The sequence below is a fragment of the Streptomyces sp. KR80 genome (assembly GCF_052245555.1).
GTDB lineage: Bacteria > Actinomycetota > Actinomycetes > Streptomycetales > Streptomycetaceae > Streptomyces.
Genome location: NZ_JBQQCD010000003.1, coordinates 367,993 through 383,032, shown reverse-complemented (window position 1 = coordinate 383,032; position 15,040 = coordinate 367,993). Strand labels below are relative to the sequence as shown.

Genomic DNA, 15,040 nt, shown 5'->3' with positions numbered 1-15,040 from the left:
GACCAGTCGGCCGCCGCGCCCGGCGGACTACCGGCGGGGAGGCTCCGGCAGACCGAGGACGCGGTCGCGCAGGGCCGGGAACTCCTCGCGGGTCTTGGCGACCTTGCCCGGGTCGAGGTCCACCGTCAGGACCTCCTCGGCCTCGCCCGCCTCGGCGAGGACCTCGCCCCACGGGTCGACGACCTGGCTGTGCCCGGCCTGCTCGACCCCGGCGTGGGTGCCGGCGGAGCAACAGGCGAGGACGTACGCCTGGTTCTCGACGGCGCGGGCGCGGGCGAGCAGGGTCCAGTGCTCGCGGCGGCGCGCGGGCCAGCCCGCCGGCACGATGAGGAGCCCGGCCCCCGCGTCGGTCAACTGCCGGAACTGCTCGGGGAAGCGCAGGTCGTAACAGGTGGCAAGACCGGCGACGAGGCCGGGCAGTGCGATGGTCGCGATCTCGTCGCCCGCGCCCATCAGCACCGCCTCGCCCGAGTCGAAGCCGAACCGGTGGATCTTGCGGTAGGTACGGCGCAGTGCGCCGTCCGGGCCGAAGACGAGCGAGGTGTTGTACAGGGTGCCGTCGGGGGCGCGCTCGACGATCGACCCGGCGTGCAGCCAGACCTTCGCGTCCGCCGCCGCGGCGGACATCGCCACAGCCGTGGGGCCGTCCCCGGGCGTCTCCGCATACGCGTCGAAGGCCTCGTACGCGAAGGCGCCGACGGTCCACAGTTCGGGAAGCACGACAAGATCCGCGCCGGCCTGCTCGCGGACGAGCCCCGCCACGCGCTCTCGACGGAATCGCACAGCTTCGTCCGGATTCACATCGATCTGGAGCAATGAGGCGCGCACACTACCACCACATCCACGGTTCGAGCGTTCGATTCGGCCTGCATTGGGGCCTACGATCAGTCGCGAAAGCACTGCCGGGGTGCCCGTGCGCAGCGTAACTTAACTGCCAGAGCCGAGGCTCGAGCACCCAGCCCGCGTACGAACCGCCCGAGGGGTCACGTGACCGTCCACCCAAGCCTCAACTCCTACATCGACGCCTGGACTCACTCGATCGAAGCGATATCCGACCTGGTGACACCCCTCGCCGACAGCGAGTGGAACCGCGCGACCGCATGTCCGGGGTGGTCCGTGCGCGATGTCGTCTCCCATGTCATCGGCGTCGAGTGCGAGATGCTCGGCGACCCCCGCCCCATCCACAGCCTGCCGCGCGACCTCTACCACGTGACGGACGAGCTGACCCGGTACCTGGAGGTTCAGGTCGACGTCCGCCGCTGCCACACCGCGCCGGAGATGACGTCGGAGCTGGAGTACACGATCATCCGGCGCTCGCGGCAGCTGCGCAATGAGACGCGCGATCCGGAGACGATCGTGCGCGGCGCGCTGGGCGGCGCCGAGCAGCCGCTGGGAGAGGTATTGCGCCACCGGGCGTTCGACGTCTGGGTGCACGAGCAGGATCTGCGACGAGCCCTGCGCAAGCCGGGCAATCTCGACTCTCCGGGCGCGATCGTGACCCGGGACGTCCTGCTGGACGCGCTGCCGAAGGTGGTCGCGAAGGATGCCGGCACCCCCGCGCATTCGGCGGTCGTCTTCGACGTGCACGGGCCGGTGGAATTCATGCGCACCGTCCGGGTCGACGCCGAGGGGCGCGGTTCCATCGACGGCAGTCCATCACTCGGTCCGGCGGTGACGCTGGCCCTGGACTGGGAGACGTACGTACTGCTGGCCTGCGGGCGGACGAATCCGGAGGCGGTGGCGGAACGGGTGAAGATCGAGGGCGATCAGGATCTGGCCCAGGCGATTCTGCGCGCGTTCGTCGTCACACCGTGACCTCGCCGGCGGGCCGGAGCGGCGCCACACCGCGGCCCTAGGGGGCTTTCCGGTCAGCGGAAAGCCCCCACATCATGTCCTGGACCGGGTCAGGAGCGGTCGTGCGTCCCCGGAATCCCCGGAGGCGTGGGGATCGGAAGCCGGCGAGCGTCCTGCGCCTGCCCAGCGGGAGCTCGACAGGTCAGGTCCTTGGCAGGGAGCTTGCCGGTGGTCAGGTAGGCGGTGGCGGTCTTGTCGGCGCACGACTTGGTGCCGTAGATGCCGTGTCCCTCGCCCTCATCGACCGTGACCATCCGCGAGCCGCTCAGGGTCCGGTGCAGGCCGAGGCCACTGGACAGAGGCGTCTGGGAGTCCCACTCGTTCTGCAGGATGAGCGCGCCGACCTTGTTGTTCACCTTCGTGGCGGGCTCACTGCCGTTCCCCCAGAACGCGCACGGCATGATGTTCGACGCGAAGTCGCCGTACAGCGGATACCGGGCTTTGTCCCGGACCGCGTCGCGACGGTACTGCTCCGGGTCGCGTGGCCAGGAGCGCGTGTCGGCGCAGACGACGGACCAGAAGCTCGCGGTTTGGTTGTCCGAAGGGACGGCCCGGCCGAAAGACGGCGGAGCGGGGCGCGGGGTCACCCTGGGTGTGCCGGTGAGAGCCGGCTGCCTGCCCTCGGCGGCCTTCTTCAATGCGACGACCCTCTCGGCGGCGTCGCGGACACTGAAGAACATGGCCCGGCTGCCGGCACGGAGGTCGTCCCCGGTAAGGCGCTGCCCTTCGAATTCGATGGGCTCGCGATCGGCTTGGGCGACCAGGTCCCAGAAGGTCTTGCGAACCTCCTCCGGAGTGTCACCCAGCTTGTACGTCGCGGCACGCTGAGCGGTCCACTCGCTCCACCTCGTGAACGCGGGTTCCGCCCCCTCGGCCCACACCTGGATCATGCCCCGCCAGACCCGCTCGGGATCGACGGCGCTGTCCAGCACGAAACGGTCGGCGTGCTGGGGAAACATCTGCGTGTAGACGGCGCCGAGGTAGGTGCCGTAGGAGTACCCCAGGTAGGAGATCTTCTTCTCGCCCAGCACGGTCCTGATCACGTCCATGTCGCGGGCGGTGTTGCGCGTGGTGAGGTGCCGCAGCTTGCCGCCTCCCTTGGCGCGGCACTTTTCGGCGACAGTGCGGGCCCACCTCACGTCCTTGTCAAACGTGTTGGGCTTGTACGGGCGCTGCCAGTCGGCTTCCTTGTCGGTGAGGCCGCAGCTCACCGGGGAGCTTTGCCCAACACCTCGGGGATCGAATCCGACGAGGTCGTAGTGTCTTTTCACGGACTTGGGCAATTCGGCGGCCATGTTCAGCGGCATGCTGAGGCCTTCCCCGCCGGGGCCGCCCGGGTTGAGCAGCAGAACGCCATGACGCTCACCGGTGGCCCTCGTCTTCATCCGCGATATCGCCAGCTCGATCTTCTTGCCGTCGGGGCGGCTGTAATCCAGCGGCACCTTGATCGTCGCGCACTGGTAGTTGGCGGGAGATTTGTTGTCGCAGCGGTGCCACTTGGGCTTCTGCTGGAGGTACTGCTTCATGGGGCTTGAAGCGGCGGAGGCCGTGGCGGGGGTGAGCGCAGGAATGAGGGCGGCGACGGCGCCCACCGCCAGAAGGGGTGCTATTCGTCGACTTCGCATGTGGTCGGTCCTTCTGAAGGAGTGCGTTGTGACGCAGAGACCTTCTCGCGCAAAGGAGTTCGAGCGAATCCATCAACGGGGCAGGACTATGTCCAACCGTGGATGTACGGGACGCATGGCACATGGCCCCCAGGTCGTAGGGGACGACGTAGTCCTCGTCCAGGAGGTGACCCAGTGGCCGGCCGAACGCACGGCGCGGCGCCGCGCTTTGTGACGACAGGACCGCCACGAATGTCCGGGCCGGAGGTGAAAGAGCAGCCCTACGCCGGGACGTGGACGGTCTCCACGCGGCTGGCCACGACCCGTTCCCGCTCGCGACGCTGTGCCCGGCCCCGAAGGCGGAGGATCTGGACCACGCCCAACGTCTCCAGGGCGAAGACGGAGGCGAAGGCGATCCGGTAGTCGCCGCCGGTCGCGTCGAGCAGCACACCGATGGTGAGCAGGGTCGTCATCGAGGCGACGAAGCCACCCATGTTGACGATGCCCGAGGCGGTGCCGAGCCGCTCCGGCGGGTTGGCGGGACGGGCGAAGTCGAAACCGATCATCGAGGCGGGACCGCAGGCACCGAGCACGCTGCACAGCAGGATCAGCAGCCCCATCGGCGCGTGGCCGCTCGGCCAGGCCAGGACCGAGCCCCAGACCAGGGCCGTGACACCCACCGTGCCGAGCGCGAGCGGCGTGCGGGCCCGGTGGTGGCGGGCGATGATCTGCCCGTAGACGAGGCCGATGGCCATGTTGGACAGCACGACCAGCGTGAGGAGTTCACCGGCCGTGGCACGGGTCAGCCCCTGCGCCTCGACCAGGAACGGCATGCCCCACAGCAGCAGGAAGACCATGGCCGGGAACTGGGTCGTGAAGTGCACCCACATGCCGAGCCGGGTCCCGGGCTCCCGCCAGGCCGCGGTGATCTGCCGCCGTACGAAGCCGGGGGCATGGTGGTGCGCGGCGGGCTCCGGCTCGTACCCCTCGGGGTGGTCCTTGAGGAAGAGCAGCAGCAGGACGAGGACGACCGTGCCGCCGATGGCGCTTCCCGCGAAGGTCGGCGTCCAGCCCAGGGTGTGCAGCAGACGGGCCAGGACGATCGTGGAGATCAGATTGCCGGCCATCCCGATCAGCGCGGCCACCTGCGCGATGAGCGGACCGCGGCGAGCCGGGAACCAGCGCGAGCCGAGCCGCAGCACGCTGATGAAGGCCATCGCGTCACCGCAGCCGAGCAGCGCGCGGGAGACGAGGGCGGTGGGGTACGAGTGGGAGAGCGCGAAGCCGAGCTGCCCGACGGTGAACAGGACCGCGCCCAGCCCCAGGACCTTCTTGGTGCCGAGCCGGTCGACCATCAGTCCGACGGGGATCTGCATCCCGGCGTAGACGAGCAGCTGGAGGATGGAGAAGGTCGACAGGGCGGAGGCGTTGATCTCAAAGCGGTCGGCGGCGTCGAGACCTGCCACGCCCAGGCTCGTGCGGTACGTGATGGCGACGAAGTAGACGGCGACGCCGATGCCCCAGACGGCGACCGCCCGGCGGCCGCCGGGCGGATCGCCGGCAGGCCGTATGTCCGAGCTCACCGCTCATCACCCCGGACCAGGACGCGTACCCAGCTGACGTGCTGGTGCACGGCAGCCGCCGCGGCCTGGGCGTCACCGGTGCGGAGGGCATGCAGGATCTCGGCGTGCTCCGTGATGTTCTTGGCGATCCGGTCCGGGTGGGCGTGCATCACGGCGACGCCCATCCGCAGCTGACGGTCGCGGAGTTGGTCGTAGAGCCGGTCGAGGATCTGGTTCCCGGCGCTGCGGACGATCTCGGCGTGGAAGCAGCGGTCGCTGACGGCCACGGCGGCCAGGTCGCCCTCGGCCGCGTACCGCCGCTGCTCCTCCAGCAGCTCCTCCAGGCGCGCGATGAGCCGGGGCGAGGCGGGCACGGCCTTACGGGCGGCGTGCTCCTCGACGAGCAGCCGGGTCTCGACGACGTCCCCGATCTCCTGCGCGGAGACGGGCAGCACCAGCGCGCCCTTCTTCGGGTAGAGCTTGATCAGCCCCTCGACCTCGAGCCGCAGCAGGGCCTCGCGCACGGGCGTACGGGAGACGCCGACGGCATCGGCGAGGTCACCCTCGGTGAGCAGGGTCCCACCCTCGTAGCGCCGGTCGAGCACGGCTTGCTTGACGTGGGCGTAGACCCGCTCGGCGGCGGGCGGCTGCTTGGCGGTGGCGGCTGCGGAGGGCATGTGCACATCTTAGATACAACAGGTATGCGTGCCGCAGACATGTCCGCATCGCGGACGGAGCCTGCCGACGTCGCCCTGGCCGAGCATCTGGACGCCCCGCTGATCACCCGCGACGCCGAGTTGCAGCGTGGCTCGGGTGTGCGCTGCGCCATCGACGTCATCCACTGAACGGGACGGTCCGGGCGCGCGCGCAACTCGGGGAACGGCCGGAGCCCGGACGCGTGCGTGCGTCCGGGCTCCGGCTGTGGCGATCGCGGGGGGCGTCAGCCCCAGGTGAGGAGTTTTCTGGGCTGTTCCAGAATCGCCGCGATGTCCGCGAGGACCTTGGAGCCCAACTCGCCGTCGACCAGACGGTGGTCGAAGGAGAGCGCCAGGGTGGTGACCTGGCGGGGCTTCACCTTGCCCTTGTGGACCCACGGCTGGAGCTTGACCGCGCCGAAGGCCAGGATCGCCGATTCCCCGGGGTTGAGGATCGGGGTACCGGTGTCGACGCCGAAGACGCCGACGTTGGTGATCGTGACCGTTCCGCCCTGCATCGCCGCAGGGGAGGTCTTGCCTTCGCGCGCCGTGGACACCAGCTCGCCGAGCGCGGCGGCGAGTTCGGGCAGGGCCTTGGCGTGGGCGTCCTTGATGTTCGGGACGATGAGGCCGCGCGGCGTGGCGGCGGCGATGCCCAGGTTCACGTACCCCTTCTGCACGATCTCCTGGTTGGCCTCGTCCCAGGCCGCGTTGACCTCCGGGTGGCGTCTGATCGCGATCAGGAAGGCCTTCGCGACCAGGAGCAGCGGGTTGACCCGCAGGCCGGCCATATCCGGGTCCTGCTTCAGTTCCTGTACGAGCTTCATCGTGCGGGTCACGTCGACCGTGATGAACTCCGTGACGTGCGGCGCGGTGAAGGCGCTGGCGACCATCGCCTGGGCGGTGGCCTTCCGTACGCCCTTGATGGGCACGCGGGTCTCGCGCGCGGCCGCCGGGGCGGCCTCGGGCACCGGCGCGACGGCGGCGGGGGCTGCCGGCGCGGCCGCAGCCTCCGCCGCCGCGTGCACGTCCTCGCGGGTCACGATCCCGTCCGGGCCGGTCGGGGTGACGGTCGCGAGGTCGACGCCGAGGTCCTTGGCGAGCTTGCGGACGGGCGGCTTCGCCAGCGGCCGCGCCTCCGGCGCCGCCTGACTCACGGCAGCGGCACCGGCCCGGCCGTTCAGCTCCGCTTGGATCGCCGCAGCGGTCGGCTGCGCCTGAGCCTGGGCCTGCGCCTCAGCCTGCGCCGGAGGCACGCCGGTGCCGCCGAGCGCGGCTCCCGCGCCCGGGACGGCGGGGCTCTGGCCGGGCTGAGGCTTGCGCGGGCGGCGCTTCGTCGAGGAGGCGGAGACGCCGTAGCCGACGAGCACCGGCTGGCGGCCGGAGGCCTCCGCACCGCCTGCCGCGGTGCCCGGCACGGTCGGGGTGGGCGCCGGGCCCGGCTCGGCCGCCTCGCGCGCCGCGCCTTCCGCCGTGGACGGGTGGGAGGCCGCCCCGGCCTCGCCGGATGCGGCGGAGCCGCCGGGCTCGGTGTCCACCGTGATGACCACGGTGCCCACATCCACCGTCGCCCCCTCGGGGAAGCGCAGTTCGTGCACCACCCCGTCGAAGGGGATCGGCAGCTCCACGGCTGCCTTCGCGGTCTCGACCTCGCAGACGACCTGACCGTCGGTCACGGTGTCGCCGGGCTGGACGTGCCACTTGAGGATCTCGGCTTCCGTGAGTCCCTCGCCCACATCGGGCATCTTGAACTCGCGAATGCGGGTACCCCCGGACGGAGTCTGGGGGAGCGTCGGCTTCTCAGTCATCGTTGTCACGATCTCCTCGGCCCCTCAGTACGCCAGCGCGCGGTCGACGGCGTCCAGCACCCGGTCGAGCCCCGGCAGGTAGTCGTCCTCCAGCCGGGCCGGCGGATACGGCGCATGCATGCCGCCGACCCGTAGCACCGGGGCCTCCAGGTGGTAGAAGCACCGCTCGGTGATCCGCGCGGCGATCTCCGACCCGGTTCCCAGGAACACCGGGGCCTCGTGGACGACGACCAGCCGCCGGGTCTTCTCGACCGACTGCTGCACCGTGTCGAAGTCGATCGGCGACATCGAGCGCAGGTCGACGACCTCCAGGGACTTGCCCTCCTCGGCGGCCGCATCGGCCGCTTCGACGCAGACCTTCACCATCGGCCCGTACCCGGCCAGCGTCAGATCGGTGCCCGGCCGGACGACCCGGGCCGCGTGCAGCGGGCCGGGGATGGCAGCGGTGTCCACCTCGGACTTGTCCCAGTAGCGCCGCTTCGGCTCGAAGTAGATGACCGGGTCGTCGGACTCGATGGCCTGCTGCATCATCCAGTACGCGTCGGCCGCGTTGGACGGCGAGACCACCTTCAGACCCGCCACGTGTGCGAAGAGCGCCTCCGGCGACTCGCTGTGGTGCTCGACCGCGCCGATGCCGCCGCCGTAGGGGATGCGGATGACGATCGGCAGCTTGACCTTGCCCAGCGCCCGCGCGTGCATCTTGGCGAGCTGCGTGACGATCTGGTCGTACGCGGGGAAGACGAAGCCGTCGAACTGGATCTCCGCCACCGGCCGGTAGCCGCGCAGCGCGAGGCCGATCGCGGTGCCGATGATGCCGGACTCGGCAAGGGGGGTGTCGATGACCCGCTCCTCGCCGAAGTCCTTCTGCAGGCCGTCGGTGACGCGGAAGACGCCGCCGAGTTTGCCGACGTCCTCCCCCATGATCAGGACCTTGGGGTCGGTCTCCATGGACGTGCGGAGCGATTCGTTGATCGCCTTGGCGAGCGAGAGCTTCTCGACGGCCATATCAGTGTCCCTTCCCGGCGGGCTCCGCCTCGTCGGCGAATGAGGCCTGGTATGCCGCGAACTGCGCGCGCTCCTCGTCGACGAGCGCGTGCCCGTCGGCGTAGACGTTCTCGAAGATCGCCATGGGGTCCGGGTCGGGCATGGCGCGTACGGCGTCGCGGACCCGCCTGGCGAGCGCGTCGCTCTCGCTCTCCAGCTCGGAGAAGTACGCCTCGTCGGCGAAGCCCTCCTTCTCCAGGTAGACCTTCAGCCGCTTGATCGGGTCCTTGGCCTCCCAGGCCGCGCGCTCGTCGTCGAGCCGGTAGCGGGTCGGGTCGTCGGAGGTGGTGTGGGCGCCCATGCGGTAGGTGAAGGCCTCGACGAGGGTCGGGCCCTGGCCGCTACGGGCCCGCTCCAGCGCGGAGCGGGTGACGGCGAGACAGGCCAGCACGTCGTTGCCGTCCACCCGGACACCCGGGAAGCCGAAGCCCTGGGCCCGCTGGTAGAGCGGTACCCGGGTCTGCCGCTCGGTGGGCTCGGAGATCGCCCACTGGTTGTTCTGGCAGAAGAAGACCACAGGGGCGTTGTAGACCGCGGAGAAGGTGAAGGCCTCGGCGACATCGCCCTGGCTCGAGGCACCGTCACCGAAGTAGGCGATCACGGCGGAGTCCGCGCCGTCCTTGGCGACGCCCATCGCGTATCCGGTCGCGTGCAGCGTCTGCGAGCCGATCACGATCGTGTACAGGTGGAAGTTGTTGCCGGTCGGGTCCCAGCCACCGTGGTTCACCCCCCGGAACATGCCGAGGAGGTTGGTGGGGTCGACACCGCGGCACCAGGCGACGCCGTGCTCACGGTAGGTCGGGAAAACGTAGTCGTCGTCGCGCAGCGCCCGGCCGGAACCGATCTGGGCGGCCTCCTGACCGAGCAGCGAGGCCCACAGGCCCAGCTCGCCTTGGCGCTGCAGGGCGGTGGCCTCGGCGTCGAAGCGACGAGTCAGCACCATGTCCCGGTACAGGCCACGCAGCTCTTCCGGGGTCAGGTCGATGGAGTATTCGGGGTGCTCGACCCGCTCGCCCTCCGGCGTCAGCAGCTGTACGAACTCCGGCCGGTCGGCCGGCGGCTTCTTGGCCACGGCGCGCTTGCCGCTGCTGCGGCGCGGTTTCCGCGCGGCAGTGCTCTCCACGGTCACGGTTGCTCCTCCGTCTGTCCGGCCCCCGGGATCCGCCGGTGGCCAGTTGGGGCTCACCCGCTTCGAACGGCGCACGGGGTATGTGCGGCGCGGCCGAACCGGGCGTGACAGGCGCCCGGACTGTGGCTGCAATAGGCACGTTACCCAGTGCTCCACATCTCTGCGAAAGCCCTCCTGACCTGCGATTTTGCTTGGATTTCCAAGTAAGTCGCGACACCGGGGGAAACAGCACTGGTCACAGCCTTGCAAGCCTGCCGGACAACGGCACGTTATCCCGGAGTACGAGACACGGGGAAGAGTTCCCTGGGAGGCCGATTCGGAGCGCGCAGCGGGGGAGGCAGCGGGAAGGGCAGCTGCCGACGGCCGTGGGGTGGTCGGCCGCGGGTCCATCAAGCGGCCACCTATTACCGCACGGGTACACCTCTGCGCCAGCACCGGCACGCTGTGTGACGGAGTGATCTAACATCTGCCGGGTGCCGCGCTCATCTGACGCCCCCGCTGGCCTCGCCACCGTGCCACCGCCCCGGACCGCCCCCGACGGCAGCACCCTCGGCACCCTGCTGCGCCGGTACGTGGGCGCCGGCGAGCCGCTGTCCTGCGAGCCCGTCGCGGAGGGCCTGCTCAACCGCGGCTACCACCTGGCCACCACCCGCGGCCGCTACTTCCTCAAGCACCATCTCGACGGCGACAGCGCCGCGATCACCCGCCAGCACGGCGCGACCGCACGCCTCGGCGCCATGGGCCTCCCCGTCGCCCCGCCGCTCGCCGACACGGACGGGCGTACGGTCGCGGTGATCGGCGGCCGGTGCTACGCCCTGCACCCCTGGGTCGACGGCAGGCACCGGGACGGCGGTGAGCTCAGCCGCGCCCAGTCGCGGCGGCTGGGAGCGCTGCTGGGGGTCGTCCACACCTGCCTGGAACGGGTCATGCTCCAGTCGCCGGTCCCGGAGGCCGAGGCCCGGGTGGCGAGCGCCGATCCGTCCGACACCTACGAGCTGATCGAGGAGCTGCTGCGGCTGGCACGGGAGCAGCGGCCACGGAGCAGTTTCGACGGGCTGGCCGAGGAACGGCTGGTCGAGCGCCGGGCCCTCCTGGAGCGGCACGCCCACCGGCGCCCGGAGGCGGGCGCCGAACCGGCCACCGGCTGGGTGCACGGTGACTTCCACCCACTGAATCTCCTCTACCGGGGCGCCGAGCCCGCGGCGATCCTCGACTGGGACCGACTGGGCGTTCAGCCTCGCGCGGAGGAGGCGGTGCGGGCCGCGGCGATCTTCTTCGTACGGCCCGGGGGCACGCTGGAGCTGTCCAAGGTCCGGTCGTACGCCCGCGCCTACCGCTGCGCCACCGGTGCCGACTCGGAGGAGCTGGCGGCTGCCGTGCACCGGGTGTGGTGGGAGCGACTCAACGACTTCTGGATGCTGCGCTGGCGCTACCAGCTGCGGGATCGGCGCGCCGATCCGCAGTTTCCGGCCGCGGCGGCGCTCGTGGTCTGGTGGACCCGCGAATACGAGGCGGTGCGGGACGCGTTCACGGACTGATGGGCACTCCGCCGACTGAGCCTGACGCACCGCCGGACCGGACCGGCGGGCGCGGTGGCCGGGTCAGTCGTCGCCGTTGCCGCTCGGATCGGTCGTCGGGCCCGGTTCGCCGTTGCCGCCGTCCGACGTACCGGTCTCGCCGTCGGTCGGAGCGGGGGTCGACCCGGTCCCGCCGTCCGTCGTGCCGCCGGTCGAAGGCTCGCTGGGCTCTCCGGTCGGCGTCGTCTGCGACGGCGTCTCGGAGGGGGTCTGGCTCGGCTCTTCGGTGGGGGTGTAGGAGGGCGTGTAGTCGTCCTGGCCGCCGACGACGGCACCGGGATCCGGGTCCTCCGTCGTCTCCTCGTCCTCGGACTTCGTCGGCGTCTCCTTCGGCTTCGTGGCCGACGTGGACGGGTTCGGATCCTGCCTCGTCTTCTCGCCCGTGTTGTCCAGCGCGAAGACGATGCCGGCGGTGATCGCGATGACCGCGAGCGCCACGAACAGCCAGACCTTGCCCCGGCCGCCACGCCCGCCCGGACCGCCGGGCCGGCGGCCCTCGAAGCCGCCGTCGTCCGCCCTGGCGCCGGGCAGCAGAGGGCCCGGGCCGGTCCGGTCGGGGTGCATCCCGAAGGTCGGCGGGGTGTCACCGTGGTTCGGGTGCGGCAGGACGGTCGTACCGGCCGTGCCCATCGCCGGGGTGGAGGCACCGGCGTGGGTCACCGGTCCGGTGTTCCAGACGCCGGTGTGCCCGCCCTTGTCCTCCAGCATCTGCAGGGCGTACTGGACCAGGCCGCGCATCTCCTCGGCGCTCTGGAACCGGTCGTCGGGGTCCTTCGCCAACGCCCGCATCACCAAGCCGTCCAGCTCGGGCGGCACCACGTCGGAGACCTCGGACGGCGGGACCGGGTCGTCCTGGACGTGCTGGTAGACGACCGAGAGCGGGGTCTCGCCGGTGAACGGCGGCCGCAGCGCGAGCAGTTCGTAGAGCAGGCAGCCCGTCGCGTACAGGTCGCTGCGGTGGTCGACGGCCTTGCCGAGGGCCTGCTCGGGGGAGAGGTACTGCGGGGTGCCCATGACCATGCCGGTCTGGGTCATGGTGGACTGCGCGCCGTGCAGCGCACGGGCGATGCCGAAGTCCATCACCTTGACGGCGCCGTTGTCCGTGATGATCACGTTCGCGGGCTTGATGTCGCGGTGCACAATGCCGTGGTGGTGGCTGTAGGACAGCGCCTCCAGCACCCCGGAGACGATGATCAGCGCCTGGTCCAGCGGCGGCGCCTCCGCGTTGAGCAGCAGATCGCGAATCGTCCGTCCCTCGACCAGCTCCATGACGATGTACGGCACAGTGCTGCCGCCGACGGCGTCCTCGCCGGAGTCGTACACCGCGACCACGGCATGGTGGTTGAGGCCGGCCACCGACTGGGCCTCGCGCGTGAAGCGGGCCTTGGAGACCGGGTCCTCGGCGAGATCGGCACGGAGCAGCTTCACCGCAACCGTTCTGCCGAGCCGTACGTCCTCCGCAGCGAAGACCTCGGCCATGCCGCCGCGCCCGAGCCGGCGCGTAAGACGGTAGCGGCCGTCGCCGACCAGCCCGCCGATGCCCCAGTTCTCCGGTACGTCGTGAGATCCCCCGCCGGAGGCGTCGGGTTCGGACGGGCCCTGGGCGCGCTGCGTCTGTGCCATCGGTCCTCGCCGTCGTGTCTGTCCGCGTCCTGTGTGCGGCGTCCTACGGTCTTCCGCTAAGGCACGCTACAGGGTCGGGGCGGCGCGCCGGTTGGTGATGGACCGGCCATCCAACCCGCAGCCACCACGCGGATGCAAATCCCATGGTGGCCGCGTGGTGGGGCGGTAACGCTTGAGAGTCGCTTCTTGCCCATCCGGTCACGGAACGGGCATGCGGCTTGACGTGTCCACACCCTGGGGCAGACTTGGCCGAGAATCATTGGGAGAGGGATCAGTGCATCCGGGCGGCAGTGCAGGACCGTGTGCGCCACGGGGGGAGCAGACAGATGAGCCAGGACGGCGCTCAGGGCCGTTATGAGGGCCGTTCGGTCGGCGGCGGCCGGTACCAGCTGCGCGACCTGCTCGGCACGGGCGGCATGGCGTCGGTGCACCTGGCGTACGACTCCGTGCTCGACCGGCAGGTCGCGATCAAGACCCTGCATACAGAACTGGGGCGGGAGCAGTCCTTTCGCGAGCGGTTCCGCCGCGAGGCCCAGTCCGTGGCGAAGCTCTCCCACACCAACATCGTCTCGGTCTTCGACTCCGGAGAGGACGCGGTCGACGGCGCACTGGTGCCCTACATCGTCATGGAGTACATCGAGGGCCGGCCGCTGCGCTCGGTGCTCGACGCGGATGTCGCGCAGCACGGCGCGATGCCGGCCGAGAAGGCCTTGAAGATCACTGCGGATGTGCTGGCCGCCCTCGAGGTCAGCCACGAGGTGGGGCTGGTGCACCGGGACATCAAGCCCGGCAACGTGATGATGACCAAGCGTGACGTGGTCAAGGTCATGGATTTCGGCATCGCACGGGCCATGCAGTCCGGCGTCACGTCGATGACCCAGACCGGCATGGTGGTCGGCACGCCGCAGTACCTCTCACCGGAGCAGGCGCTAGGGCGCGCCGTGGACGCGCGCTCCGACCTGTACTCGGTCGGCATCATGCTCTTCGAACTGCTCACCGGTCGGCTGCCCTTCGACGCGGACTCGCCGCTGGCCATCGCGTACGCCCATGTGCAGGAGGAGCCGCCGCAGCCCTCGTCCATCAACCAGTCGATCACCCCGGGGGTGGACGCGCTGGTCGCCCGGGCCCTGAAGAAGAACCCCAACGAGCGCTTCCCGACGGCCGAGTCGATGCGTGACGAGTGCGCGCGCGTGGCCGGGAGCGGGCAGACCGGTACCGCGCCGATCATCATCAGCGGCGGGCCGCCGGCGCGCAGCGGGGCGGGGGTCGGCGCGGCGGTCTTCCCGCCGGTGAACCAGCAGAGCCCGGCGCCGCCGCCGAACGTGCAGACGCCGTACCAGCCCCATCCACAGCCGCAGCCGCAGCCGCACGCGGGGCAGGTCGGCGGTTTCGGGCCCTCCACGCCACCACCGCCTTCGCACCCGTTGCAGCAGCAGGGCTTCCAGGCCCCGGCCCCGCCGCCGGCTCCGTACGGCAGCGGCGCGCACACCCCACCGCCGTACACGATCTCCCCGAACCCCGCGCGGCCAGGCGGCGGTGCAAGGGTGGCAGTGATCGTGATCGCGGCCGTCGTGGCGCTGGTCGTGCTCGGCGTGGTGATCGCCGCGATCGGGGACTCGGAGAACCACCGGGTCGCCACGGACAGCGACGCGACCCGGTCGTCCGAGCCGTACGAGACATCCGACCCGACCGACGACCCGACGCAGCGACCGGCCGCCACGGGCGGCGGCGGGGAGTCCGACTTCAACCCGGGTGACAAGACCAAGGTCATCAAGCAGGAGAGGTGCACCGACGCGTACGAGTCCTTCGAGGACAAGACCAAGGTCAGTGCACCGCAACTGCAGTTCTACGACCTCACGTCGGTGAAGCAGTGCCTGAACGCCGCGGGCTGGCGGTACAGCGTGGAGTACGAGGACGAGAACGTCTGGGGCAAGGACATCGTGATCCGTCAAACCCCGCTGGCCGGTGACGCGTTCGACCCGAACGACAAGACGGAGAAGTTCGTGCTGACCGTCTCCACGGGCAAGCCCGCGTGATCTGCCGGGTTGTGGGCAGTCGTTCCGCACAACCCGGCCGACCACCAGCCCGCAGACGAACGGGGTCCAGGGGTGAAGCCCCTGCTCACGGGAAAGGGGCTGGGCCGG

Annotated in this window: 12 protein-coding genes; 4 read left to right on the top strand and 8 right to left on the bottom strand. The window is 70.6% G+C overall.

Annotated elements, in window-relative coordinates; genetic code table 11:
• Positions 1 to 27: 27 nt before the first annotated feature.
• Positions 28 to 828: a carbon-nitrogen family hydrolase gene (locus ACTWQI_RS07190; protein WP_443268497.1), complete on the bottom strand. Its 801-nt coding sequence runs from the start codon at positions 826 to 828 to the stop codon at positions 28 to 30.
• Positions 829 to 987: 159 nt separating this feature from the next.
• Here ACTWQI_RS07190 and ACTWQI_RS07185 point away from each other — a divergent pair, with 159 nt between their 5' ends.
• Positions 988 to 1,815 carry a maleylpyruvate isomerase family mycothiol-dependent enzyme gene (locus ACTWQI_RS07185; protein WP_443268495.1) on the top strand — a complete coding sequence of 276 codons (828 nt, stop codon included), beginning with the start codon at positions 988 to 990 and terminating at the stop codon, positions 1,813 to 1,815.
• Positions 1,816 to 1,904: 89 nt separating this feature from the next.
• On the opposite strand, the gene ACTWQI_RS07180 is transcribed toward ACTWQI_RS07185, so the two are convergent.
• The 3 genes from ACTWQI_RS07180 to ACTWQI_RS07170 all read right to left on the bottom strand — a co-directional run bounded on the left by ACTWQI_RS07180 (position 1,905) and on the right by ACTWQI_RS07170 (position 5,697).
• Positions 1,905 to 3,479, bottom strand: coding sequence for an alpha/beta hydrolase (locus ACTWQI_RS07180; RefSeq protein ID WP_443268493.1), 1,575 nt, complete (start codon positions 3,477 to 3,479; stop codon positions 1,905 to 1,907).
• 260 nt (positions 3,480 to 3,739) lie between these two features.
• Positions 3,740 to 5,041, bottom strand: coding sequence for an MFS transporter (locus ACTWQI_RS07175; protein ID WP_443268491.1), 1,302 nt, complete (start codon positions 5,039 to 5,041; stop codon positions 3,740 to 3,742).
• Positions 5,038 to 5,697, bottom strand: a complete 660-nt coding sequence (locus ACTWQI_RS07170; protein ID WP_443268489.1) for a GntR family transcriptional regulator — start codon at positions 5,695 to 5,697, stop codon at positions 5,038 to 5,040. Before ACTWQI_RS07170 ends, ACTWQI_RS07175 begins: the two co-directional genes overlap by 4 nt.
• Before the next feature lie 24 nt (positions 5,698 to 5,721).
• On the opposite strand from ACTWQI_RS07170, the gene ACTWQI_RS07165 reads away from it, so the two are divergent.
• Complete coding sequence (locus ACTWQI_RS07165; RefSeq protein ID WP_443268487.1) at positions 5,722 to 5,865, top strand: hypothetical protein; 144 nt, start codon at positions 5,722 to 5,724, stop codon at positions 5,863 to 5,865.
• A gap of 95 nt (positions 5,866 to 5,960) precedes the next feature.
• Here ACTWQI_RS07165 and ACTWQI_RS07160 read toward each other — a convergent pair whose 3' ends face one another.
• From ACTWQI_RS07160 to pdhA, 3 genes are read right to left on the bottom strand one after another with little or no spacing between them, the layout of a single operon-like run.
• Positions 5,961 to 7,523 carry a dihydrolipoamide acetyltransferase family protein gene (locus tag ACTWQI_RS07160; protein ID WP_443268485.1) on the bottom strand — a complete coding sequence of 521 codons (1,563 nt, stop codon included), beginning with the start codon at positions 7,521 to 7,523 and terminating at the stop codon, positions 5,961 to 5,963.
• 24 nt (positions 7,524 to 7,547) lie between these two features.
• Positions 7,548 to 8,528, bottom strand: a complete 981-nt coding sequence (locus ACTWQI_RS07155) for an alpha-ketoacid dehydrogenase subunit beta (RefSeq protein WP_443268484.1) — start codon at positions 8,526 to 8,528, stop codon at positions 7,548 to 7,550.
• 1 nt (position 8,529) lies between these two features.
• Complete coding sequence (gene pdhA / locus ACTWQI_RS07150; protein ID WP_443268482.1) at positions 8,530 to 9,696, bottom strand: pyruvate dehydrogenase (acetyl-transferring) E1 component subunit alpha; 1,167 nt, start codon at positions 9,694 to 9,696, stop codon at positions 8,530 to 8,532.
• Positions 9,697 to 10,208: 512 nt separating this feature from the next.
• Between pdhA and ACTWQI_RS07145 the strand changes: the two genes are divergently transcribed.
• Positions 10,209 to 11,234, top strand: coding sequence for a phosphotransferase (locus ACTWQI_RS07145; RefSeq protein WP_443268687.1), 1,026 nt, complete (start codon positions 10,209 to 10,211; stop codon positions 11,232 to 11,234).
• A gap of 63 nt (positions 11,235 to 11,297) precedes the next feature.
• Here ACTWQI_RS07145 and ACTWQI_RS07140 read toward each other — a convergent pair whose 3' ends face one another.
• On the bottom strand, positions 11,298 to 12,896 hold the full coding sequence (locus ACTWQI_RS07140) for a protein kinase domain-containing protein (protein WP_443268480.1): 1,599 nt from the start codon (positions 12,894 to 12,896) through the stop codon (positions 11,298 to 11,300).
• Positions 12,897 to 13,222: 326 nt separating this feature from the next.
• Between ACTWQI_RS07140 and ACTWQI_RS07135 the strand changes: the two genes are divergently transcribed.
• On the top strand, positions 13,223 to 14,932 hold the full coding sequence (locus ACTWQI_RS07135) for a protein kinase domain-containing protein (protein WP_443268478.1): 1,710 nt from the start codon (positions 13,223 to 13,225) through the stop codon (positions 14,930 to 14,932).
• The last annotated feature ends 108 nt before the right edge of the window (positions 14,933 to 15,040 follow it).